The sequence below is a fragment of the Streptomyces sp. ID05-39B genome (assembly GCF_033794725.1).
Taxonomy (GTDB): domain Bacteria; phylum Actinomycetota; class Actinomycetes; order Streptomycetales; family Streptomycetaceae; genus Streptomyces; species Streptomyces bobili.
This window is the reverse complement of the sequence record NZ_JARGEF010000055.1, coordinates 1-22,868: the sequence shown is the minus strand read 5'-3', so window position 1 is coordinate 22,868 and position 22,868 is coordinate 1. Positions and strand designations below refer to the sequence as shown.

Below are 22,868 nucleotides of genomic sequence, written 5' to 3'. Positions count from 1 at the left end.
TCGACTGCGCGCCGGAAGCGGAACCCTCAGGGGTGCAGGATCACCAGGTCGTCGCGGTGGACGACCTCCCGCTCGTACTCGGCGCCGAGTTCGCGCGCCAGTTCGCGGGTGGAGCGGCCCAGCAGCTGGGGGATCTCCTTGGCGTCGAAGTTGACGAGGCCGCGGGCCACGGCGTGCCCGGATCCGTCGCGCAGCTCGACCGGGTCGCCCGCGCTGAAGTCGCCCTCGACGGCGGCGATGCCGGCCGGCAGCAACGAGGTGCGGCGCTCGACGACGGCCCGTACGGCGCCCTCGTCCAGGGTCAGGGAGCCCTGCGGGGTGGACGCGTGCTGGAGCCAGAGCAGCCGGTCGGCGGAGCGCTTGCCGGTGGCGTGGAAGTAGGTGCCGGTGTCGCCGCCCGAGAGGGCGTCGGCCGCGTGGACGGCGTCGGTGAGGACGACGGGGATGCCGGCGGCGGCCGCGATCCGGGCGGCCTCGACCTTGGTGACCATGCCGCCGGTGCCGACGCCCGCCTTTCCGGCGCTGCCGATCTCGATGCCGTCGAGGTCGGCGGGTTCGCGCACCTCGGCGATGCGTGAGGTGCCGGGTTTGCTGGGGTTGCCGTCGTACACGCCGTCGATGTCGGAGAGGAGCACGAGGAGGTCGGCGTGGACGAGGTGGGCGACGAGTGCGGCGAGCCGGTCGTTGTCGCCGAAGCGGATCTCGTCCGTGGCGACGGTGTCGTTCTCGTTGACGACCGGCAGGGCCCCCATGTCGAGCAGCTGGTCGAGGGTCCGGTAGGCGTTGCGGTAGTGGGCGCGGCGGCTGGTGTCGTCGGTGGTCAGGAGCACCTGTCCGACCCGTACGCCGTACCGCGCGAAGGAGGCGGTGTAGCGGGCGACGAGGAGCCCCTGGCCGACGCTGGCGGCGGCCTGCTGCCGGGCGAGGTCCCTGGGGCGGCGGGTGAGGCCGAGGGGGGCGAGTCCGGCGGCGATGGCGCCGGAGGAGACCAGCACGATTTCCTTCTCGCCGCCGCTGCGGACCTTCGCCAGGACGTCGACGAGGGCGTCGACGCGGTCGGCGTCCAGGCCCCCGGAGGCGGTGGTCAGTGACGAGGAGCCGACCTTGACGACGATCCTGCGGGCTTCCGTCACGTACTGCCTTGCCACTGTCACCTGCGAATTCCTCACTCGGCTGTCCCCACGTGCCGGGCCCGCGATGCCGCGGCTGCCAGGCAATCTACGCGAGCGGAGGACGGCACCGCCCCTCTGTTCCGTCCCGTGGACGGCGGCCGCACGGGCTCCGGCAAGGTCACCACACGCGAGCCGGGCACGGGCTCCAGCAAGGTCACCGCAATCGAGCCGGGCGCGGGCGCGGGCCGCCTGCCCGTACGCGAGCGGCCCGGCCGTCCCTCGCGGGGCCGGCCGGGCCGTCGTAGGGTCCTGGCACCCCTGTGCCGCAGGTCCGTATCCGCCGGTGCTCAGCCCGCGGTGTTTGCGGACGAGGTGCCGAGCGAGGCACGGAAGGCCAGGCAGTCCTCGTACACCGGCAGGATCCCGGCCTCACGGGCCTGGGCCAGCGTGGGGCCCTGAGCGTCCTTGGCGGAGAGCTCGGGCTCGCCGGTGACCGGCCACTCGATGCCGATCTCGGGGTCCAGCGGGTACACCGTGCGCTCGCGCTGCGGTGCGTATCCCTCGGAGCAGAGGTAGGCGACGGTCGCGTCGTCGGTGAGCGCGCAGAATCCGTGGCCGAGGCCCTCGGAGAGGTAGACCGCGTTGCGCGCCGTGTCGTCGAGGCGCACGGCCTCCCACTGACCGAAGGTCGGTGAGCCGACCCGGACGTCGACGATGACGTCGAGCACGGCGCCGCGCACACAGGTCACGTACTTCGCCTGCCCGGGCGGGACGTCCGCGAAGTGGATGCCGCGCAGGACGCCCGCGGCCGAGACCGACATGTTGGCCTGCTTCAGGCCGAGGGGGTGACCGACGGCCTCGGCGAGCGCGTCCGCCTTGTACCACTCGAGGAAGAGGCCGCGGGCGTCTCCGTGCTGCTGAGGCACGAATTCCCAGGCACCCTCGATACCGAGAGGATTGACCTTCATTTGCGGAGTCCTTATATCAGTGCGATATCGATGTGCCATCGAGGCGATACCGCGATGACCCGGCGGAAATGGAAAAGATGTCGAGGCGATACCGGGGTGATACCCGGGCGATACCGGAACGAGTCCCGAGCGAGAGCCGCACCGCTATATGCGGAGCCCGGTCGAAGGGCCAGTGCCCGCGGTATCGGCCGTACAGGCGATATCGGTGCGACTACGCCCCGTACGAGAGCAGATCCAGCAGATAGTCGCCGTATCCGCTCTTGGTCAGCGGCTCCGCGAGGGCGCGCAGCTGGTCGTCGTCGATGAAGCCGGCTCGCCAGGCGGCCTCCTCGAGGCAGCCGATCTTCATGCCCTGGCGCTCCTCGACGACCCGCACGTACTCGGAGGCCTGGACGAGGGACTGGAAGGTCCCGGTGTCCAGCCAGACCGTTCCGCGGTCGAGGACGGAGACCTGGAGCTCCTGGCGGTCGAGGTAGTACTTGTTGACGTCGGTGATCTCCAGCTCGCCACGGTCGCTGGGCTTCAGCGCCTTGGCGATCTCTACGACACGGCTGTCGTAGAAGTAGAGACCGGGCACCGCGTAGCGGGACTTCGGGTGGGCGGGCTTCTCCTCGATGGAGCGGGCGCGGCCCTGCTCGTCGAAGTCGACGACGCCGTACGCCGTCGGGTCGGAGACGGCGTGGGCGAAGACCACACCGCCCTCGGGCCGCTGGAAGTCCGCCAACTGCCGGCCGAGGCCGACGCCGTGGAAGATGTTGTCGCCGAGGATCAGCGCGACGGGCTCGTCGCCGATGAACTCCTCGCCGATGACGAACGCCTCGGCGATACCGGCGGGCCGGTCCTGCGTGGCGAACTGGATGTTCAGCCCGAAGTCGGAGCCGTCGCCGAGCAGCCGCTCGAACTGGGGGCGCTCCTCGGGGCCGGTGATGACCAGGATGTCCCGCAGCCCGGCCATCACGAGCGTCGAGAGCGGGTAGTAGATCATCGGCTTGTCGAAGACCGGCATCAGCTGCTTCGACACGGCTCGGGTGATCGGCCACAGCCGGGAGCCGGTACCACCGGCAAGCAAAATTCCACGCATGGTCCCGCAGCCTACGACAGGCCCCGGGCCCCTCGCCGCCGCGGAGGCGGTGCCAACCCCCGATGAACGGGGTGCGGCAGGGAGCCCATAGAATGATGTCCCTTATGAAGATTCTCGTCACCGGCGGCGCCGGCTTCATCGGTTCACAATTCGTGCGGGCCCTCCTTCTGGGAGAGCTCCCCTCGGGCGAAGGCGCCCACGTCACGGTCCTGGACAACCTGACCTATTCGGGCAACGAGGCGAACCTCGCGCCGGTGGCCGACCGGGACGGTTACACCTTCGTCCACGGCGATATCCGGGACTACGCGGTCGTCGACGACGTGATGCGCGGCCAGGACGCCGTCGTCCACTTCGCCGCCGAGTCCCACGTGGACCGCTCGATCCTGGACTCCTCCCCGTTCGTGACCACGAACGTGCTGGGCACCCAGGTCCTGCTGGACGCCGCGAAGCGCCACGGCGTCGGCCGGTTCGTGCACGTCTCCACGGACGAGGTGTACGGCTCGATCGCGCAGGGTTCGTGGACCGAGGACTGGCCGCTCGCGCCCAACTCCCCGTACTCCGCCTCGAAGGCGGGCTCGGACCTGCTGGCGCTCTCGTACCACCGCACGCACGGCATGGACGTCGTGGTGACGCGCTGCTCCAACAACTACGGGCAGTACCACTTCCCCGAGAAGATGATCCCGCTGTTCGTCACGAACCTGCTGGACGGCAAGAAGGTCCCGCTGTACGGCGAGGGCCTCAACATCCGCGACTGGCTGCATGTCTCGGACCACTGCCGGGGCATCGAGATGGCGCTGCGCGGCGGCCGGGCCGGTGAGGTCTACCACATCGGCGGCGGCACCGAGGTGACCAACAAGGAGCTCACCGGAATGCTCCTCGACGCCTGCGGCGCGGGCTGGGACATGGTCGAGCACGTGGCCGACCGCAAGGGTCACGACCTGCGCTACTCCCTGTCGATCGCCAAGATCCAGGAAGAGCTCGGCTACACCCCGCAGGTCACCTTCGAGCAGGGCCTGGCGACCACGGTGGCCTGGTACCGCGACAACCGCTCCTGGTGGGAGCCGCTCAAGGCGAAGGCGGCGCTGTCCGCATGACGCGCTGGCTGATCACCGGTGCGGGCGGGATGCTCGGCCGTGACCTCACCGAGGTCCTGGAGGAGAGCGGGCCGGCCGAGGCCGTCACCGCGCTGACCCGGCGGGAACTGGACATCACCGACCTGGAGGCGGTCCGCGCCGCGGTCGCCGGCCAGGACGTCGTGGTCAACGCCGCCGCGTGGACGGACGTCGACGGCGCGGAGACCGAGGAGACCGCGGCGACGCGGATCAACGGTGAGGGCGTACGTGTCCTGGCGCAGGCCTGCGCCGAGCAGGGCACCGTGCTGATCCAGGTCTCCACGGACTACGTCTTCGCCGGGGACGCCGACGCGCCGTACCCGCACGACGCCCCGACCGCGCCGGTGAACGCGTACGGCCGCAGCAAGCTGGCCGGTGAACTGGCCGTCGCCGAGCTGCTGCCCGAGCGCGGGTACGTGGTACGGACGGCGTGGCTGTACGGCGCCCACGGCCGCAACTTCGTCTCCACCATGCTGGCTCTGGCCGAGCAGCGCGAGAGCGTCGACGTCGTCGACGACCAGCGCGGCCAGCCGACGTGGACCCGTGCGCTCGCCCGGCAGCTGCGTGACCTCGGCGAGTCGGCCGCGGCGGGCAAGGCCCCGGCCGGCGTCTACCACGGCACGGCGAGCGAGACGGCGACCTGGTTCGACCTGGCCAGGGCCGCCTTCGAGCTGACCGGCCTGGACCCGGAGCGGGTGCGTCCGACGACGTCGGAGCGGTTCGTACGCCCGGCACGCCGGCCGTCGTACAGCGTGCTGGCGCACGAGCGGTGGGCCGAGGCCGGCGTCGCCGCCCAGCCGCACTGGCGTGAGCAGCTCGCCGAGGCGCTCCGTTCCATGGGCGACACCAAGACCAAGGTCAAGACCGAGGGCAAGGCCGACAACACGGCCGAGAACAAGGCCGAGGACACGGCTGAGGGCGGACGGCCGCGCGCGTGACTCTGCTAGACCGCATCACGACCGCCCTGCCGAGGGGCACCGCCTTCGTCGCCGCCGGTACCGCCGTGCTCGGCGCCGCCAACTACGTCCATCTGGCGGCCGCGGGCCACTCGCTCGCCGTGGACGACATGGCGAGCTTCTCGGTCCTGTGGACCGTCGTCGCCTCCGTCGGCCTCGGGCTGTTCTTCCCCGTCGAGCAGGAGATCACGCGGGTGGTCGCCGCCCGCGTGGTGTCGGGCGACGGGGCGCGGCCGGTGCTGCGCCGGGGCGCCGCGCTCGCCTTCGGGCTGCTCGCGGCGGTGCTGCTGCCGCTCGCGCTCTTCGGCGAGCAGCTCGCCGACCTCTTCTTCAACGGGGACACCGGCCTGGTGATCGCGCTGGGCGGCGCCTTCGCGGCGCTGGCCTGCGCCCATGTCACCCGCGGGATACTCGCCGGCCTCGGCCGCTTCGAGGCGTACGGCACGCAGCTCGGCCTCGACGGCCTGCTGCGCATCGGTATGTCCCTCGGGCTGGCCGTGGCCGGGGTGGAGTCCTCGTTCGTCTTCGCCATGGTGATGACGGCGGCGCCGCTGATCTCGGTACTGGCCACCTTGCGGCCGGTCTTCCGGGGCGCGCGCGGCGGTTCGACGGCCCACTGGGGTGAGCTGATCGAGCATCTCGGTCTGCTCGTCGGTTCGACGCTCCTGGCGCAGCTGCTCGTCAACATCGCCGTGATCAGCACGAAGGTGCTCTCGACGAACGATGACGCGCTGGTCGCGGCGCTGCTGTCGGCGCTCGTGCTCGCCCGGGTGCCGCTCTTCGCCTTCGGGGCCTTCCAGGCTTCGCTGCTCGCCGGTCTGTCGACCGCGCAGGCCGAGGGGAACACGCTGGGTTACCGCCGGATGCTGCTGCGTGCGGCCACGGTCACCACGGGTCTCGGGGCGGTCTGCGGGCTCTTCGCGGTCGCTCTGGGCCCGGCGCTGCTGCCCGCGGTCTTCGGTGCGCCGGACGTCCTCGGAGCGGCCGATTTCGCGTGGCTCTCGCTCGGGACGACGCTGTACATGCTGGCGATGGTTCTCGGGCAGGCCCTCCTTACGAGCGGTGGGGCACGGCAGCAGCTGCTGGCATGGATCGTCGGGACGACCGTGCTGATCGCGGTCACTCTCAGTCCGCTCGAACTGCGTACGAGGGTCGAGATCGCTTACGCCGTCGGGTCGCTCGCGGTCGTAACCAGCATGACGCTCGCCCTTCGTGCTCGTGTAGGCTACCGTTCGGTGTACTCATAGGAATGATCATCATTCCCTCACTCTCCGTAACCATCGCGGCGGACAGTGGACTGCAGTTCAGGCGGCGCATTCTTCAGCCGCTCACCCCCCTTGGAAGAGTAGACAGGCCCTTTCCATGAGTCGTCGTCCGATACACCGGAGCCCAGCGTGAAGTTGTGGATGCTGACTTCGGTCACCGGAGTCTTTCTGGTCGCGTGCATCGTCGAGCTCCTGCGCCGGCGCAAGCTCAAGGAGAAGTACGCGTTCCTCTGGGTGATCACCGGCTTGTTGATCATCCCCCTCGGGTTCTTCCCGTCCCTGCTCGACTCCGTCGCACGCGCGGTGGGAGTGGCCTCGGGCGTCAGCCTGATCCTCTTCCTCAGTGTCGCGTTCCTCTTCATCGTCTGTCTCCAGCTGAGCTGGGAGATCGGCCATCTGGAGGAAGAGGGCCGGACTCTTTCGGAGGAAGTGGCCCTACTCCGCATCGACGTTCGGGAGTTGCGCGCCGACGCGGCGCGGACGGCACAGGAGACGAAGGGCGCGACGGCCGCGAAGAACGCGGCCTCCGCCGAACAGGGGGCCGGCAAGTGATCGACGGCAAGCGCGTATTGATCATCATGCCCGCGTGGAACGAGGCGGACGGCGTCGCCGACGTCATCAAGGAAGTCCACACCACGCTGCCGGGTGTCGACGTCCTGGTCGTCGACGACGGCTCGGTGGACGAAACCTCCGCCGTGGCCCGCGCCGCGGGCGCGACCGTGATGACGCTCCCGTACAACCTCGGTGTGGGCGGCGCGATGCGGGCCGGCTACCGCTACGCGCACGACCGCGGCTACGACGTCGCCATCCAGGTCGACGCCGACGGCCAGCACGACCCGCGCAACGTCCCCGAGCTCCTGGAGCGACTGGACCAGGCGGACCTGATCATCGGCGCACGCTTCGCCGGCACCGGGGAGTACGAGACCCGTGGCCCGCGCAAGTGGGCGATGGTCGTCCTCGCCTTCTGGCTCTCGCGCATGGCCCGTTCGAAGCTCACCGACGTGACCTCGGGCTTCCGCGCGTGCAACCGCGATCTGATCAACGTCTTCGCGCGCTGGTACCCGGTGGAGTACCTGGGCGACACGGTCGAGAGCACCATCGCCGTGGTCCGCGCCGGCTACCGCATCGACCAGGTCCCGGTGTCCATGCGCCCGCGCACGACCGGCACGCCCAGCCAGTCCCCGTGGAAGGCCACGCTCTACCTCGGCCGCATCGGCATGATCCTACTGCTGGCCCTCAGCCGCCGGTCCGAACTCGGCCCCGCCAAGCAGGGCAGGTGACCGTGGTGGAGACCCTCGACATCATGCTGCCCCACTACGGCGACACCGGTCTGCTCCAGGCCGCCGTGCGCAGTGTGCTCGACCAGACCGACAAGGACTGGCGGCTGACCGTCGTCGACGACGGCCGCGAGGAGGGCGTACCTGAGTGGTTCGCCTCCCTCGGTGACAGCCGCGTCCGCTACCTGCGCAACGAGCAGAACCTGGGCATCACCAAGAACTTCCGCAAGTGCGTCGGACTGGTCGAGTCCACCCACTTCACGATGCTCGGCAGCGACGACCTGCTGCTCCCGGAGTACGTGGCGACGATCCGCGCCGCCGTCGCCGCCGTCCCCGACGCGGCGATCTACCAGCCGGGCGTCCAGGTCATCGACGAGAACGGCACGCCCTCGGTCACCCTGGCCGACCAGGTCAAGAAGCGGCTGTACTCGCCCAGGGCGACGGAGCGGCGGGTGCTCTCCGGCGAGCCCCTCGCGGCCAACCTGCTCGGCGGCAACTGGCTGTACTTCCCCTCGATCTGCTGGCGCGCCGACCTCGTCAAGGAGATCGACTTCCGGGAGGACCTCTCGGTCATCCAGGACCTCGCTCTGATCATCGAGATCGTCCGGCGGGGCGAGAAGCTCGTCGTCGAACCGGCGACGGTCTTCCAGTACCGCAGGCACTCCGCGAGCCTCTCCTCGGGCGAGGCCGTCTCGGGCGCCCGCTTCGGTGAGGCGGTCCGCTTCTTCAACGAGACCGGTGCCATGCTCGACCGGCACGGCTGGCCGAAGGCCGCGCGGGCGGCGCGCCGTCACCTCTCCATGCGGCTCCACGCGCTGACCCTCGTTCCGGGGGCACTCCTGCAGCGTCGCACGGCCACCGTGCGCAAGCTGCTCGGCTACGTCCTGACCTCGTCACCGTGACCCTCCTCTCGTGAACGTCCCCGCGGGGCGGTGACCGGGACCGCTTCCCGCCGCCCTGCCGAACCCCGGCTGGTAAATCACATGACTTCCACGCAAGCAGCAGTCCGGTCCGCCGCACCGCGGTTCAGCATCATCGTGCCGGCGTACCGCGTCGAGGCGTACCTGCGGGACTGTCTCGACTCCGTGCTGAGCCAGTCCTTCGGCGACTTCGAACTCATCGCCGTCAACGACGCCTCACCGGACGCCTGCGGCGAGATCATGGACGAGTACGCGGCGGCGGATCCCCGGGTCGTCCCCCTCCAGCTCGCGCAGAACGTCGGCCTCGGCCGCGCCAGGAACGCCGGAATGGCCCGCGCCGAGGGCACGTACCTCCTCTTCCTCGACAGCGACGACACCCTGCTGCCGGGCGCCCTCCAGGCCATGGCGCGCCGTCTGGAGGAGACCGAGGACCCCGATCTCCTGATCTTCGACTACGCCCGCACCCACTGGGACGGACGGGTCACCCCCAACGCGAAGGCGGCGGTGCTGGCCGACAGCCCCCGCGGCGCGTTCACCCTGGACGAGCAGCCGGCGCTCCTCGGTCTGCTCCAGGTGGCCTGGAACAAGGCGTACCGCCGTGACTTCGTGGAGCGCTGGGGCTTCGTCTACCCGACGGGCTACTACGAGGACACCCCCTGGACCTACCCGGTGATGATCGCCGCCGAGCGCGTCGCCGTCCTCCCCCGGGTCTGTGTCCACTACCGCCAGCGGCGCCAGGGCAGCATCCTGCACAGCCGGAGCCGTAAGCACTTCGACGTCTTCGACCAGTACGAGCTGGTCTTCGCCTTCCTGACGGAGCACCCCGAGTTCGAGCGCTGGCACAGCGCGCTCTTCGAGCGGATGGTCACCCACTTCCGGGTGATCGAGAACTCACCGGGCCGACTCCCCGACGACGCCCGCGCCGAGTTCCGGACCCGGTTCCTGGAGGCCGAGCGGACACACCGTCCCGAGGGGTACCAGGAGCCGCGGAACGCCCCGTCTGGCGCGCGCAAGGCCGCCGCACGGCTGCCCAAGCCGGTGCGCACCGTCGCCCGGGGCACCTACCGTTCGGCGCGCCGCGCCAAGACGGCTTCGCGCAAGCGGCTGCGAACCGCCGTACTCAGGAGCTACTACCGCGTCCAGCGGATGCTTCCGGTGCAGAAGGACGTCGCCGTCTTCGCCGCGTACTGGAACACCGACTACGCCTGCAACCCGGCGGCGGTCCACCAGAAGCTGCTCGAACTGGCTCCGCACATGCGGACGACCTGGGTCATGAGGCCGGGCGCGCGCAACACCCCGCCGACCGGCACGAACGTCGTCCACCCCGGATCGTTCGGGTTCTGGCGTGCGATGGCCCGCGGCAAGTACTTCGTGAACAACGTCAACTTCCCGACCGCCTGGGTCAAGCGGCCGGGGCAGATCCATCTGCAGACGCACCACGGCACGCCCCTGAAGCGGATGGGCGTCGACCTCGCCGAGTTCCCGGTCGCGCAGCGCTCGCTGGACATGAAGACACTCATGCAGCGGGTGGACCGCTGGGACTACAGCGTCTCGGCGAACAGCTTCACCACCGCGATCTGGGACCGCGCCTACCCGGCGGAGTACACCCCGCTCGACTACGGCTACCCGCGCAACGACGTCCTCGTCAACGCCACCGAGGCGGACCGCGAGCGGGCCCGCGAGAAGGTCGGTGTCCCGGCCGGTACGACGGTCGTGCTCTACGCGCCGACCCACCGCGACTACCAGCACGAGCCCCGGCCGATGCTCGACCTGGAGGGGCTCGCGCATCAGCTCGGGGACGGCTTCACCGTGCTCTCCCGGGCGCACTACTTCAACCTCGCCGCCCCGGGCCGCGGCGAAGCGGAGCAGGAAGCCGGAATCATCGACGTCAGCGGCTACCCCTCGGTCGAGGAACTGTTCCTGGCGGCCGACTGCCTGCTGACCGACTACTCGTCCCTGATGTTCGACTACGCGCTTGTGGACCGCCCGATCGTGCTCTTCGCCAACGACTGGGAGGTGTACCGCGCCACTCGCGGCACCTACTTCGACATCCACGTCGAATCGCCCGGCCCCGTGGTGGCAACCGAGGCCGACCTTCTCGACGTCTTCCTCTCCGGACGCTGGTCGGACGAGGCGTCCTCGAAGGCCCGTGCGGAGTTCCGCAGGCGGTTCTGTGAGTTCGACGACGGTTTCGCCGCGGAGCGCGTGGTACGGAGGGTCTTCCTGAACCAGGAGAATGTACCTCCGGTGGCCCTCCCCCCGGAGCGCCCGAGCCCTCCCGCACGAGGCTAGAGCTACCGTGTCCGGCGAGCCCGGTCATCGCCGTCACGCACGAACACCTTGAGGAAAGGCGCAGTACCCAATGCCTCCCCGCCTGTCAGTAGTGGTTCCCGTCTACAACGTCGAGCTCTTCCTCGACGAGTGTCTGCGCTCGATCGCCGACCAGACATTCACCGACTGGGAGACCATCGTCGTCGACGACGGATCCAGCGACGGCAGTCTGGCGATCGCACGGGAGTGGGAGGCGAAGGACAGCCGCTTCCGCGTCGTCGAGCAGGAGAACAAGGGCCTCGGCCCCGCCCGCAACACCGGTGTCGCCCACGTCAGTGACGGTACGGAGTTCCTCGCGTTCGTCGACAGCGACGACATCGTGGTGCCCGACGCCTACGCCCGGTGCATCGCCAGCCTCGACGAGACGGGCTCCGACTTCGTCAGCGGCAACGTGAACCTCCTCAAGGCGGGTGAGATCCTTCCCTCGCCGCTCCACATGAAGCGGCTCGCCAAGGACCGCAAGCGCACCCACATCACCCGTGACAAGGCTCTCATCTACGACCGCACGGCCTGGAACAAGGTCTTCCGCCGGTCGTTCTGGGACCGCCACGCCTTCGAGTTCCCCGGCATCCTCTACGAGGACGCCCCCGTCACCCTCCCGGCCCATTTCCAGGCCGACGCCGTCGACGTCCTGGGCGAGCCGATCTACCTCTGGCGCCAGCGCACCGGAGGCGCCCCCTCCATCACCCAGCGCCGGACCGAGCCGGTCAACGTCCGCGACCGCATCAAGTCGTGCGACTACGTGAGCCGCTTCCTGGCGGCGCAGCCGGGCGAAGCGTACGCGGAGCACAAGCGCTGGTACGACGAGATCTTCATCAGCGACGAGCTGCCGCTGTTCATGGCCGTGCTGGACGAGGCCGGCGAAGAGTTCCGCGCGCTGTTCATGTCCGAGGCGGCCGGCTTCCTCAGCCGGGTCGACCCCCGCGTCATGCCGCGGCTCGAGGTCGCCCTGCGGCTCAAGTGCCACCTGATCACCGAGGGGCGTCTCGACGAGCTCCTGGAGCTGCTCGCCTTCGAGCGGGAGACCGGCCGTGCCGTCCCGGTCGTCCGCCAGGGCCTGCGGCACTTCGCCGACTACCCCATGACCGAGAAGCACAAGCCGTCGGTCCCCCGCGAGCTGCTGCGCCTGGGCGCCGAGTTCTCGGCGCGCGCCCGCGTCGAGGAGGTCCTCTGGCGCGGCGGCCGTCTGCACATCGACGGCCACGCCTACATCCGTAACCTCTCGGCCGAGAAGCCCAAGCCGGCCCTGCGCGTCCTGATGCTCCGCGAGACGGGCAGCCGGCGGACGGTCGTCGTGCGCGCCACCCGGACCAGAGCGCCGCGCGCCACCCAGACCTCGGGCCAGTCGCTGCACAACTACGACTGGTCGGGCTTCGCCCTGGACCTGGACCCGGCAAAGCTCAAGGGCCGCGGCGGCTGGCGTGACGGCGTGTGGCGGCTGACGGTCGCCACCGTCCAGCAGGGCCTGGTCCGCCGCACCCGCCTCAAGGCCGGGGAGAGCGGCAGCGCCGAGAGCCCCTTGCAGCACTGGGTGCAGGACGACGTCAGGGTCGTCCCGTTCGTCCTGGACAGCCACCTGTACATCCGGGTCGACCGGGTCCGCGCCCGGCTCACCGGCCACCGTCTCGTGGACGGCTCGATCGAGCTGACCGGCGTCCTCGGCCACGAGGCCACGGCCGCCGGCGCGGCCACCAAGGTGCGGCTGACGCACGGCAGCTCCGGCGCCGTCGTCGAGTACCCCGTGACGCGGGACTCCTCGGCCGGCAAGCACACCTTCTCCGTACGGGTCCCGCTCACCGCTCTCGACGTCGAGGGCCGCGACAGCGACAACCCCGAGGTCTCCGACAAGTGGTCCGCCGAGCTGCTGCTCGCCGACGGTGGCAAGCACGCCGTCGCCGTGGACGACAAGAGCGGCGACCTGGGGCGGCAGTACACCCTCGCCTCCGAGACCGCAGCCCCGTGGGGCAGCCGTGCCGTCGCGGTGACCAACGACGGCGTCGGCCGTCTCGTCCTGCGCACCCAGCCCGTCCAGCCCATGCTCGCCGGCGTCACCGTCACCGACGAGGGCCGGGTCGTGCTGACGGGCGGCCTGCCCTGCGCCGTCGACGAGCCGCTGGAGCTGGTGCTGCGGCACAGCCGTCACGCGGAGTCGCACGCCTACCCGGTCACCGTCGAGGACGGGGTCTTCCGCACCGAGTTCCTGCCGGTTCCCGGGGGCATCAGCGAGGTCCCGCTGCGTCAGGGCCGCTGGTACGTCTTCACCCGTACGGTCGACAGCAAGTTCGAGGTTCCGGTCAGGGTGGTGCCCGCGTCCCTGGACGGGCTTCCGCTCCGGTTCACGGTGCGCGGACGTGGCTACACGCTCAGCCACCGCTTCTACGACCGGCTGCTCGTCGAGGCCGAATCCGACCTGGGCGCCGGGGAGTTCGGCTGGTATCGCCAGCGCGAGCTGCGGACCAAGGTGTACGCCGAGGCCCGTACTGCTCCGCTGCGCGACACCGTGCTCTACGCGTCCTTCTCCGGCCGCCAGTTCTCCGACTCGCCCCGCGCCGTCTACGAGGAGCTGGTGCGCCAGGGCGCGGAGCTGGAGCACATCTGGGTCGTAGAGGACCGCAGGGCGGACATCCCGGCCGGCGTCAAGGTCATCCGCCGGTGGAGCCGCGAGTGGTACGAGGCCCTGGGCCGCAGCCGCTACATCGTGACCAACACCCACCTGCCGCACTGGATCAGGCGCCGCGACGGCCAGGTGATCGTGCAGACCTGGCACGGGACGCCGCTCAAGCGGATCGGCCACGACATCGACAGCGTCCAGTTCGCCGACCGCAAGTACCTCAGCAAGGTCGCCGAGGAGACACCGAGCTGGAGCTTCCTCGTCTCCCCGAACCGTTTCTCGACGCCCATCATGAAGCGGGCGTTCCAGTACGACGGAGAGATCCTGGAGTCGGGCTACCCGCGCAACGACGTCCTGCTGGCCCCGAAGTCGGACGAACGCGCCCGCGCGGTCCGCGAGCGCATCGGGCTGCCGGCGGACAAGAAGGTCGTGCTGTACGCCCCCACCTGGAGGGACGACCAGTTCTACCAGGCGGGCAACTACAAGTTCGACATGCGGCTCGACGTCGAGCGGGCCGCGGCGGCCCTCGGCGACGACCACGTGCTCCTGGTGCGCAAGCACTCGAACATCGTCGACGCCGTTCCCGGCGCGGGCGACGGCTTCGTCTGGGACGTCTCCAGCTATCCCGACATCGCCGAACTGTTCCTGATCACCGATGTCCTGGTGACGGACTACTCCTCCCTGATGTTCGACTTCGCGAACACCGGGCGGCCGATGCTCTTCTTCACGTACGACCTCGAGTACTACCGCGACCAGCTCCGGGGCTTCTACTTCGACTTCGAGAAGAGGGCTCCCGGTCCGCTGATCCAGGATTCGGACGAGCTCATCCAGGCTCTGCGCGACATCGACGCGATCAGCGCCCGGTACACCGACACGTACCAGGAGTTCCGGGACGTGTTCTGCGACCTTGACGACGGTCACGCGTCGGAGCGTGTCATTCGACGGATGCTGGAACTGGCACATCCCGATCGCCCCCTGACCCACGAGCCTGCGGAGCAACGTTGAGATTGCCCACCGTCCCCCGTGCCACCCGGATACTGGACAGGATTCCGGCCCAGCAACGGCTGCCCCTGGGGGTGTACGCCGTCACCCAGTTCATCTTCCTGGTGTGGTGGGCCGCCTTCTACCCGGGCGGGATGAGCTACGACACGATCTCGTACGTCTGGCACGTCACCACCGGCCACTGGCAATCGAACCACTCGGTGGCCTACGACGCACTCGTGTGGCTCTCGATCCAGCTGACCGGTGACCTGGCGATCCTGACGCTGATCCAGACCATCGCCATGTCGGCGGCGCTGGCCTATGTCACCGTGACGCTGCGTCAGTTCGGTGTACGGGGACGGTGGAGCGCCCCGGCGGCCATCGCCTGCGCGCTGCTTCCCTCGATCGGTGTCTTCACCGTCTTCGTGTGGAAGGACGTGCCGTACACCATCGGCGCGGTGCTGGCCTTCGGCGCGGCCGGACGGCTCGCCGCGCGCCGGCTCCGTGGCGAGTCGTCCGTACGGGACAAGGCGTTCCGCAACGAGATCGCCCTCCTGAGCCTCGGCTTCCTGTGCATGGCGCTCTTCCGGAACAACGGCCTGCTCGTCGCGGTCATCGCGGTGCCGGTGCTGCTGCTCGCGCTGCCGCGGATGCGGCGCTGGCTGCTGGCCGCCACGGTGATCCCTGTGGCGGTCTCGGCTCTCCTGAACACCGTGATCTACCCGGGCCTCGGCGTCACGACGCCGACCAAGGACCAGGTGTACGCGATGAACTACGCGGACATCGCCGTCGTCTACGGCGTCGCGCCGCACACCTTCACCAAGGCCGACACGGATCTGATGGCGCAGGTCGCCCCGCTCTCGCACTGGAGCGGTCGCGCGGCGAACTGCTACAACGCCGACTGGGCGATGCGCAAGCCGATGAACCGACAGAAGGCGGACCAGCTCAACAGCGAGCTGATCGACCTGTGGGTGCGGGTCCTGAAGCGCACTCCCGACCAGATGATCTCGGCGCGGCTGTGCCGCTCGCACATCGCCTGGTCGCCGTTCCCCGGCCCCAGGGACCTGATGGGCCACACGCTGATCAGTCCGCCGGCCGTGCCGAAGAACCTCTTCGGCTGGGCCGACTGGAACGAGGAGATGAAGGACAGCCCGTACCGGCCGATCCTGAAGATCCGCCCGCTGTCCGAGCAGCTCAACGACGTCGCCGACTTCACCTGGAAGGCCAGCAAGACGCCTCAGCTGCAGTGGCTGCTGTTCCGCGGTGCGATCTGGTGCTACGCGGCGTACGCGGTCATCCTCGCGTTCTCCCGCCGCAACCGGACCTGGGCGCCGGTCGCGCTGCTGGCGATCCCGCTGGCGCTCCAGCTCACGGTGGTGGCGGCGAACCCGGCTCCGCTGGCGCGGTACATGTTCGCCCCGATGTTCATCGGCATCATGACCCTGCCGCTGATCGGCGCGAAGCCACGCTTCGGCAAGAAGGCCGCCGCCCCGGCGACGCCGGTGTCCACGTCGAAGACCGAGGACCTGCCGCAGCGCGACGCTGAGCCCGAACCGGCGCGCTGACGCCGACAGCAGAAACGAGAAGGGCCCGTCCGCGACCGGACGGGCCCTTCTCCTGTGCTGTGTGGGCCCTGAGGCCCGCCCCCGACTAGAAGGGGTTGAACTCGTCGTACTCCTTGTCGACGTCGTCCCGCTCCGCGTCCCGGTCGCGGCGGCGCTGGGCTGCCGGGCGGGGCGCTTCGAGGCGGTGGTCCTCGCCGCGGCGGCCGAGCATCTCGGCGCCGGCCATCATCGTGGGCTCCCAGTCGAAGACGACCGCGTTGTCCTCGGCACCGATGGCCACGCCGTCACCGGCGCGGGCACCGGCCTTCATCAGGGCCTCCTCGACGCCGAGGCGGTTGAGGCGGTCGGCCAGGTAGCCGACGGCCTCGTCGTTGCTGAAGTCGGTCTGGCGGATCCAGCGCTCCGGCTTCTCGCCACGCACCCGGTAGACGTCCTCGGCCTCGTCGTGGGTGACGGTGAAGCCCGTGTCGTCGACCGCCTTCGGGCGGATGACGACCCGGGTCGCCTCCTCCTTCGGCTTGTCCGCGCGCGCCTTGGCCACGATGCCGGCCAGCGCGAAGGAAAGCTCCTTCAGGCCCGTACGGGCCACGGCCGACGCCTCGAAGACCTGGTATCCGCGCTCCTCGAGCTCCGGGCGGATCATGTCCGCGAGGTCCTGGCCGTCCGGGATATCGATCTTGTTGAGGACGACGATGCGGGGACGGTCGTCGAGACCGCCGTAATGCCGCAGCTCCTCCTCGATGACGTCGAGGTCGGAGACCGGGTCGCGGTCGGACTCCAGCGTCGCCGTGTCCAGGACGTGGACGAGGACGGAGCAGCGCTCGACGTGGCGCAGGAACTCCAGGCCGAGGCCGCGGCCCTGGCTCGCACCCGGGATCAGGCCCGGAACGTCGGCGATCGTGTAGACGGTCGAGCCGGCGGTGACGACGCCCAGGTTCGGGACGAGGGTGGTGAAGGGGTAGTCCGCGATCTTCGGCTTGGCAGCCGACAGGACGGAGATGAGCGAGGACTTGCCGGCGCTCGGGTAGCCGACCAGCGCCACGTCGGCGACGGTCTTGAGCTCCAGGACGATGTCCCGCGTCTCGCCCGGCTCACCGAGCAGGGCGAAGCCGGGCGCCTTGCGGCGCGCCGAGGCGAGCGCGGCGTTGCCGAGGCCGCCGCGGCCACCCTGACCCGCGACGAACGTGGTGCCCTGGCCGACGAGGTCGGCGAGCACGTCACCGTTCTTGTCGAGGACGACGGTGCCGTCGGGGACGGGCAGGACGAGGTCCTGGCCCTCCTTGCCGGTGCGGTTGTCACCGGCGCCGGGCTGACCGTTGGTGGCCTTGCGGTGCGGCGAGTAGTGGTACTCGAGGAGTGTGGTGACGGACTGGTCGACGACCAGGATCACATCGCCGCCACGGCCGCCGTTGCCGCCGTCTGGGCCGCCGAGCGGCTTGAACTTCTCCCGGTGAACGGAGGCGCAGCCGTGGCCCCCGTTACCCGCGGCGACGTTCAGCTCGACGCGGTCCACGAAGGTGGTCATGGTTCTGTGCCTCCAGAAGTTACTTACGTACAGATTGTCTATCTAGTAACACGCGAAAGGCGGACCCGCTTCCCGATACGGGAAGTGAGGTCCGCCTCCGCAAGTGAACCGATCAGGCGACCGGAACGATGTTCACGACCTTGCGGCCACGGTGGGTGCCGAACTCCACCGCACCGGCGTTGAGCGCGAACAGCGTGTCGTCGCCGCCACGGCCGACGCCCGAGCCCGGGTGGAAGTGGGTACCGCGCTGGCGGACCAGGATCTCACCGGCGTTGACGACCTGACCGCCGAAGCGCTTCACGCCGAGCCGCTGAGCATTGGAGTCGCGCCCGTTCCGAGTGGACGATGCGCCCTTCTTGTGTGCCATCTCTCCTCAGTCCCTTACTTCGCAGCCGCGGGGATACCGGTGACCTTGATCGCCGTGTACTGCTGGCGGTGACCCTGGCGACGGCGGTAGCCGGTCTTGTTCTTGTAGCGAAGGATGTCGATCTTCGCGCCCTTGTGGTGGTCCACGACCTCGGCCGTGACCTTGATGCCGGCCAGGACCCACGGGTCGCTGGTCACGGCGTCGCCGTCGACAACGAGCAGGGTCGAGAGCTCGACCGTGTCGCCAACCTTGGCAGTGGAAATCTTGTCAACCTCAACGATGTCGCCGACAGCAACCTTGTGCTGGCGACCACCGCTGCGCACGATGGCGTACACGCGGATCTCTCTCTCACTCGGGAACGGACCCCTGATGCCAGCCACTCACACGGGCCGAAGCCCGCGATGATCCGGAATTGGACGAGCGGCCTCTCCGCGGCGGACCGGGAGGAGGGTGCTCAGGGGAGTGGCGCGCCATACGACACGCCGAGGGTCAAGGTTACGGGCCGGTGGCTCGGGGGGTCAAATTCGCCTGACCTTCACGCCTGGCCGCCACGCGCGGCCTTCACGCGCGGCCTTCACGCGCGGCCTTCACGCGCTGCCCTCACGCTCGGGCGATCACGCTTCGACGGCTTCCGCGACGAAGGCGCGCAGCCAGCTCCGGAACTCCGGGCCGAGGTCCTCGCGTTCGCAGGCGAGCCGGACGATGGCCCGCAGATAGTCCCCGCGGTCACCCGTGTCGTAGCGGCGCCCCTTGAAGACCACACCGTGCACGGGCCCGCCCAGGGACTCGTCCTGGGCCATCTTCTGCAGGGCGTCCGTGAGCTGGATCTCCCCGCCGCGGCCCGGCTCGGTCTCGCGCAGGACGCCGAAGACGGCCGGGTCGAGGACATAGCGGCCGATCACCGCGTAACTGCTCGGCGCGTCGACCGCGTCGGGCTTCTCCACCAGGCCCGTGACCTGGACGACATCGGCGTCCTCGGTCGGCTGTACGGCGGCGCAGCCGTACAGGTGGATCTGGGCCGGGTCCACCTCCATCAGCGCCACGACGCTGCCGCCACGCCGCTCCAGGACCTCCAGCATCCGGGCGAGCAGGGGGTCGCGCGGGTCGATCAGGTCGTCGCCCAGGAGCACCGCGAACGGCTCCTCGCCGACGTGCGGGGCGGCGCAGAGCACGGCGTGCCCGAGGCCGCGGGGGTCACCCTGGCGGACGTAGTGCATCGTGGCCAGCTCGCTCGACTCCTGCACCTTCGCCAGCCGCTCCTCGTCGCCCTTGCGGGTGAGCGCGGACTCCAGCTCGTGGTTCCGGTCGAAGTGGTCCTCGAGCGGGCGCTTGTTGCGCCCGGTGACCATCAGGACGTCGGCCAGACCCGCCGCCACGGCCTCCTCGACCACGTACTGGATCGCCGGCTTGTCGACGACCGGCAGCATCTCCTTGGGAGTGGCCTTGGTCGCCGGCAAGAACCGCGTGCCCAGACCGGCTGCCGGAATCACGGCCTTGCGGACGGGCTTGCTGGGGGTGTTGTTCATCGAGCTGGTCCCTGTTTTCCGAATCTCGTTCAACGCCGTGTGGGCCTTCAACGCCGTGTGGGCCGCCCTCGTTCGAGGACGGCCCACACGGCTGCGTCGGTGCTGCGTCAGTCCTGTGCGGGAGCAGCGGTCTTCTTGACGGCCTTCTTGGCGGTGGCCTTGGTGGCCGTCGCCTTCTTGGCCACCGTCTTCTTGGCCGCCGCCGCCTTCTTGGCGGGGGCCTTCTTCGCCGGAGCCTTCTTCGCCGTCTTGCGGGCGGCCGTCTTCTTGACCGGGGCGCCCTCCTCCGGCTCCTCGGCGGTCTCCGCCTCGGCGGGGGCCGGGGCCTCCGCCTCGGCCGACGGGACGACCATGACGGCCGTCTCCTCGGGCGCGGTGGGCGCGGTGGCCTTGCGGACGGCGCGGCGCCGCGGACGGGCCGGGGCCGCGCTCTCAGCGACCGGCTCGGCCACGGGTTCGGCGACCGGCTCGGCCTGCGTCTCGGGCTGCTCCACCGGAGCCTGCGCGGGCGCGGACTCGGCGACCGTCACGACGGCGGCCTCCGCTCCGGCGGGCGAACCGGCCGGCGCGGACACCTTGCGGGTGGCCCTCCGGCGCGTACGGCCCTTGGGTGCGGCCTCGTCGGCGACGGGCGCCTCGACGACCGGGTCCTCGACGGCGACCGGCTCGGCGTGCGCGACGGCGGCTTCGGCCGGCTGCACCGGACGCTCGGCCTCCGCCTCGGTGGACACGTCCTGCGCCGTGGGAACCTCCGCGACCTGCTCGGACACGGCCTCCCGCCGCGGCGCACCGCTCCTCGGCGCACCCGCGGGGGCCGAGGCCCGGCGGCTCGACCGGCGGCGGCCACGACCGCGGCCCGCCGCGGCCTCCGCCTCGGCGACGCTGCTGTACAGCTCCTCGTCGGGCTCGAACTCGGGCACCTCCAGGGCGACCGGCTCGGCCACCTCGGCGGCGACCTCGGCCGCGGTCTCGGCCTCCTCGCCCGCGCTCACCACGGTCTCGGCGGCGACCGTCTCGTGCTCGTGGTCGTGCTCCAGGACGTCGCCGCCCCGGCCGCGCTTCTTGCGCTTGCCGCCGCCGCCGACGGCGGTCGGCTGGTCGAGATGGACGATGACACCGCGGCCGTTGCAGTGGACGCAGGTCTCGGAGAACGACTCCAGCAGGCCCTGGCCGACCCGCTTGCGGGTCATCTGCACGAGGCCCAGCGAGGTCACCTCGGCGACCTGGTGCTTCGTACGGTCCCGGCCCAGGCACTCCAGCAGGCGCCGCAGCACCAGGTCCCGGTTCTGCTCCAGCACCATGTCGATGAAGTCGATCACGATGATGCCGCCGAGGTCGCGCAGCCGGAGCTGACGCACGATCTCCTCGGCCGCCTCCAGGTTGTTCCTGGTGACCGTCTCCTCGAGGTTGCCGCCCTGACCGGTGAACTTGCCGGTGTTGACGTCGACGACGACCATCGCCTCGGTCCGGTCGATCACCAGCGAACCGCCGCTGGGCAGCCAGACCTTGCGGTCCAGGGCCTTGGCGAGCTGCTCGTCGATCCGGTAGGTGGCGAAGACGTCGACCTCGGAGGTCCACCGCGACAGCCGGTCGGCCAGGTCCGGGGCTACGTGCGAGACGTAGCCGTGGATGGTCGACCAGGCCTCGTCACCACTGACGACGACCTTGGTGAAGTCCTCGTTGAAGATGTCGCGGACGACCCGGACGGTCATGTCCGGCTCTCCGTAGAGCAGCGTCGGCGCGTTGCCGCTCTTGGCCTTCTTCTGGATGTCCTCCCACTGCGACTGGAGCCGCTCGACGTCGCGGCGCAGCTCGTCCTCGCTCGCGCCCTCGGCGGCGGTGCGCACGATGACGCCCGCGTCCTCGGGGACGATCTTCTTGAGGATGCTCTTCAGCCGGGCCCGCTCGGTGTCGGGCAGCTTGCGGCTGATGCCGGTCATCGAGCCCTCGGGGACGTACACGAGGTAGCGGCCCGGCAGGGAGACCTGGCTGGTCAGACGGGCGCCCTTGTGCCCGATCGGGTCCTTGGTGACCTGTGCGAGGACCGGCTGGCCCGACTTCAGGGCGGACTCGATGCGGCGCGGCCCGTTGGCCATGCCGAGCGCCTCGAAGTTGACCTCACCGGCGTACAGCACGGCGTTGCGGCCCTTGCCGATGTCGATGAAGGCGGCCTCCATCGACGGCAGCACGTTCTGGACCTTGCCCAGGTAGACGTTGCCGACGTACGAGGTCGACTGCTCCTTGTTGACGTAGTGCTCGACGAGCACGCCGTCCTCCAGGACGCCGATCTGCGTACGGTCGCCGTACTGACGGACGACCATCACACGCTCGACGGCCTCGCGACGGGCCAGGAACTCGGCCTCGGTGATGATCGGGACGCGGCGGCGGCCCTGCTCACGGCCTTCCCGGCGGCGCTGCTTCTTCGCCTCCAGACGAGTCGAGCCCTTGATGGACTGGACCTCGTCGGACGGCTCGGTGGCCTTGCGCGGCTCGCGGACCTTGACGACGGTGCGCTCCGGGTCGCTGTCGACCGGCTCGGCCTCGGTGGCGCCGTCCCCGGCGCGGCGACGACGGCGACGACGGCGACGGCTGCCCGCGGTGGAGCCTGCCTCGTCGTCGGCGTGGCCCTCCTCGGCGTCCTCGTCCTCCTGCTCGGCGGTGTCCTCGGCGTCCTGGGCGGCCTGCTCGGCGGCCAGGTCGTCTGCGTCGACGTCACCGGAGTCGCCGTCCGCGCTGTCACCGCGACGACGGCGACGGCCGCCCCGGCGGCGACGGCGGCGCGACGCGCCCTCGTCGGTGTCGTCGTCACCCTCGGCGCTCTCGTCGGCGGCCTCCTCGGCCTCCTCCGGCTCCGCCTCGTCCTCGGCGGCGGGCTCGACGGGCCTGGTCACCTCCACGGGCTCCTCGGCCTGGCCGGCACTGCGGCGCCTGCGGCGGCGGCGCGGCCCGGTCTGCTCCTCCGCAAGCTCCTCGACGACCTCGACCGGAGCCGTGGGCTCCTCAGGGGCCTCCTCGACCTCGACCTCGACGGCCGCGGCCTCGGCTGCGGCGCGCTCCGGCGTCTGGAAGCGGGGCTCGGTGAACACGGGCGCCTGGAACACGGCGACCGCGGGGCGGGTGGGACGACGCGGGGTGCCCCCCCCCCCGCCGCCCGGCCGCGGGGGCGCGGAAACCCCGGCGGCGCCCCGGGTGCCGCCCGCCCCCCCAGGGCGGGGCCCGGCTCCCCCCCCCCCGCCTCGGGGGGGGGGCCCCCGGGGGCCCCCCCCCGGAC

General features: G+C 70.4%; 16 protein-coding genes and 1 pseudogene. 9 read left to right on the top strand and 8 right to left on the bottom strand.

Annotated features, from left to right (window positions below; translation table 11 throughout):
- Positions 1-26 precede the first annotated feature (26 nt).
- The 3 genes from proB to rfbA form a co-directional block, all read right to left on the bottom strand.
- Positions 27-1,133: a glutamate 5-kinase gene (proB, locus tag P1P75_RS15025; RefSeq protein ID WP_319255452.1), complete on the bottom strand. Its 1,107-nt coding sequence runs from the start codon at positions 1,131-1,133 to the stop codon at positions 27-29.
- 326 nt (positions 1,134-1,459) lie between these two features.
- Positions 1,460-2,080 (bottom strand): dTDP-4-dehydrorhamnose 3,5-epimerase, encoded by a 621-nt coding sequence (gene rfbC, locus P1P75_RS15020; protein ID WP_319255428.1) that lies wholly within the window; start codon positions 2,078-2,080, stop codon positions 1,460-1,462.
- Between the two features lie 211 nt (positions 2,081-2,291).
- Entirely contained in the window at positions 2,292-3,161 is an 870-nt protein-coding gene (rfbA, locus tag P1P75_RS15015; RefSeq protein WP_319255426.1) for a glucose-1-phosphate thymidylyltransferase RfbA, read from the bottom strand.
- Positions 3,162-3,265: 104 nt separating this feature from the next.
- Between rfbA and rfbB the strand changes: the two genes are divergently transcribed.
- From rfbB to P1P75_RS14970, 9 genes are all read left to right on the top strand, one after another.
- Positions 3,266-4,255, top strand: coding sequence for a dTDP-glucose 4,6-dehydratase (rfbB, locus tag P1P75_RS15010; protein ID WP_319255424.1), 990 nt, complete (start codon positions 3,266-3,268; stop codon positions 4,253-4,255).
- Complete coding sequence (rfbD, locus tag P1P75_RS15005) at positions 4,252-5,211, top strand: dTDP-4-dehydrorhamnose reductase (RefSeq protein WP_319255422.1); 960 nt, start codon at positions 4,252-4,254, stop codon at positions 5,209-5,211. Before rfbB ends, rfbD begins: the two co-directional genes overlap by 4 nt.
- Positions 5,208-6,476 carry a hypothetical protein gene (locus tag P1P75_RS15000; RefSeq protein WP_319255420.1) on the top strand — a complete coding sequence of 423 codons (1,269 nt, stop codon included), beginning with the start codon at positions 5,208-5,210 and terminating at the stop codon, positions 6,474-6,476. Before rfbD ends, P1P75_RS15000 begins: the two co-directional genes overlap by 4 nt.
- 159 nt (positions 6,477-6,635) lie before the next feature.
- On the top strand, positions 6,636-7,046 hold the full coding sequence (locus tag P1P75_RS14995) for a DUF2304 domain-containing protein (protein WP_319255418.1): 411 nt from the start codon (positions 6,636-6,638) through the stop codon (positions 7,044-7,046).
- The gene (locus P1P75_RS14990; protein ID WP_319255416.1) at positions 7,043-7,774 is read left to right on the top strand and encodes a glycosyltransferase family 2 protein; all 732 of its coding nucleotides are present in this window, start codon (positions 7,043-7,045) and stop codon (positions 7,772-7,774) included. Before P1P75_RS14995 ends, P1P75_RS14990 begins: the two co-directional genes overlap by 4 nt.
- Positions 7,771-8,673 carry a glycosyltransferase gene (locus P1P75_RS14985; RefSeq protein ID WP_319255414.1) on the top strand — a complete coding sequence of 301 codons (903 nt, stop codon included), beginning with the start codon at positions 7,771-7,773 and terminating at the stop codon, positions 8,671-8,673. Before P1P75_RS14990 ends, P1P75_RS14985 begins: the two co-directional genes overlap by 4 nt.
- 81 nt (positions 8,674-8,754) lie before the next feature.
- Positions 8,755-10,983: a bifunctional glycosyltransferase family 2 protein/CDP-glycerol:glycerophosphate glycerophosphotransferase gene (locus tag P1P75_RS14980; protein ID WP_319255412.1), complete on the top strand. Its 2,229-nt coding sequence runs from the start codon at positions 8,755-8,757 to the stop codon at positions 10,981-10,983.
- Between the two features lie 70 nt (positions 10,984-11,053).
- Positions 11,054-14,638 carry a CDP-glycerol glycerophosphotransferase family protein gene (locus P1P75_RS14975; protein WP_319255410.1) on the top strand — a complete coding sequence of 1,195 codons (3,585 nt, stop codon included), beginning with the start codon at positions 11,054-11,056 and terminating at the stop codon, positions 14,636-14,638.
- Entirely contained in the window at positions 14,635-16,179 is a 1,545-nt protein-coding gene (locus tag P1P75_RS14970; RefSeq protein WP_319255409.1) for a hypothetical protein, read from the top strand. Before P1P75_RS14975 ends, P1P75_RS14970 begins: the two co-directional genes overlap by 4 nt.
- A gap of 85 nt (positions 16,180-16,264) precedes the next feature.
- Here the strand turns inward: P1P75_RS14970 and obgE are convergent, their stop codons facing one another.
- The 5 genes and pseudogenes from obgE to P1P75_RS14945 form a co-directional block, all read right to left on the bottom strand.
- Positions 16,265-17,704 carry a GTPase ObgE gene (obgE, locus tag P1P75_RS14965; RefSeq protein ID WP_319255407.1) on the bottom strand — a complete coding sequence of 480 codons (1,440 nt, stop codon included), beginning with the start codon at positions 17,702-17,704 and terminating at the stop codon, positions 16,265-16,267.
- Positions 17,705-17,816: 112 nt separating this feature from the next.
- Positions 17,817-18,071 (bottom strand): 50S ribosomal protein L27, encoded by a 255-nt coding sequence (gene rpmA, locus P1P75_RS14960; RefSeq protein ID WP_019063244.1) that lies wholly within the window; start codon positions 18,069-18,071, stop codon positions 17,817-17,819.
- 14 nt (positions 18,072-18,085) lie between these two features.
- The gene (gene rplU / locus P1P75_RS14955; protein WP_015033583.1) at positions 18,086-18,406 is read right to left on the bottom strand and encodes a 50S ribosomal protein L21; all 321 of its coding nucleotides are present in this window, start codon (positions 18,404-18,406) and stop codon (positions 18,086-18,088) included.
- Between the two features lie 279 nt (positions 18,407-18,685).
- A complete protein-coding gene (gene galU, locus P1P75_RS14950) occupies positions 18,686-19,597 on the bottom strand; it encodes a UTP--glucose-1-phosphate uridylyltransferase GalU (protein WP_319255392.1) in 912 nt (303 codons plus the stop codon).
- 107 nt (positions 19,598-19,704) lie between these two features.
- Positions 19,705-22,728: pseudogene (locus P1P75_RS14945) on the bottom strand (Rne/Rng family ribonuclease); the annotation flags it as partial.
- Between the last annotated feature and the right edge of the window lie 140 nt (positions 22,729-22,868).

Excerpts from the sequence above, each read along its gene's own strand:
- rfbC (WP_319255428.1), bottom strand. The coding sequence starts at position 2,080 with ATGAAGGTCAATCCTCTCGGTATCGAGGGTGCCTGGGAATTCGTGCCT.
- rfbA (WP_319255426.1), bottom strand. The coding sequence starts at position 3,161 with ATGCGTGGAATTTTGCTTGCCGGTGGTACCGGCTCCCGGCTGTGGCCG.
- rfbB (WP_319255424.1), top strand. The coding sequence starts at position 3,266 with ATGAAGATTCTCGTCACCGGCGGCGCCGGCTTCATCGGTTCACAATTC.
- rfbD (WP_319255422.1), top strand. The coding sequence starts at position 4,252 with ATGACGCGCTGGCTGATCACCGGTGCGGGCGGGATGCTCGGCCGTGAC.
- P1P75_RS14995 (WP_319255418.1), top strand. The coding sequence starts at position 6,636 with ATGCTGACTTCGGTCACCGGAGTCTTTCTGGTCGCGTGCATCGTCGAG.
- P1P75_RS14980 (WP_319255412.1), top strand. The coding sequence starts at position 8,755 with ATGACTTCCACGCAAGCAGCAGTCCGGTCCGCCGCACCGCGGTTCAGC.
- P1P75_RS14975 (WP_319255410.1), top strand. The coding sequence starts at position 11,054 with ATGCCTCCCCGCCTGTCAGTAGTGGTTCCCGTCTACAACGTCGAGCTC.
- obgE (WP_319255407.1), bottom strand. The coding sequence starts at position 17,704 with ATGACCACCTTCGTGGACCGCGTCGAGCTGAACGTCGCCGCGGGTAAC.
- rpmA (WP_019063244.1), bottom strand. The coding sequence starts at position 18,071 with ATGGCACACAAGAAGGGCGCATCGTCCACTCGGAACGGGCGCGACTCC.
- galU (WP_319255392.1), bottom strand. The coding sequence starts at position 19,597 with ATGAACAACACCCCCAGCAAGCCCGTCCGCAAGGCCGTGATTCCGGCA.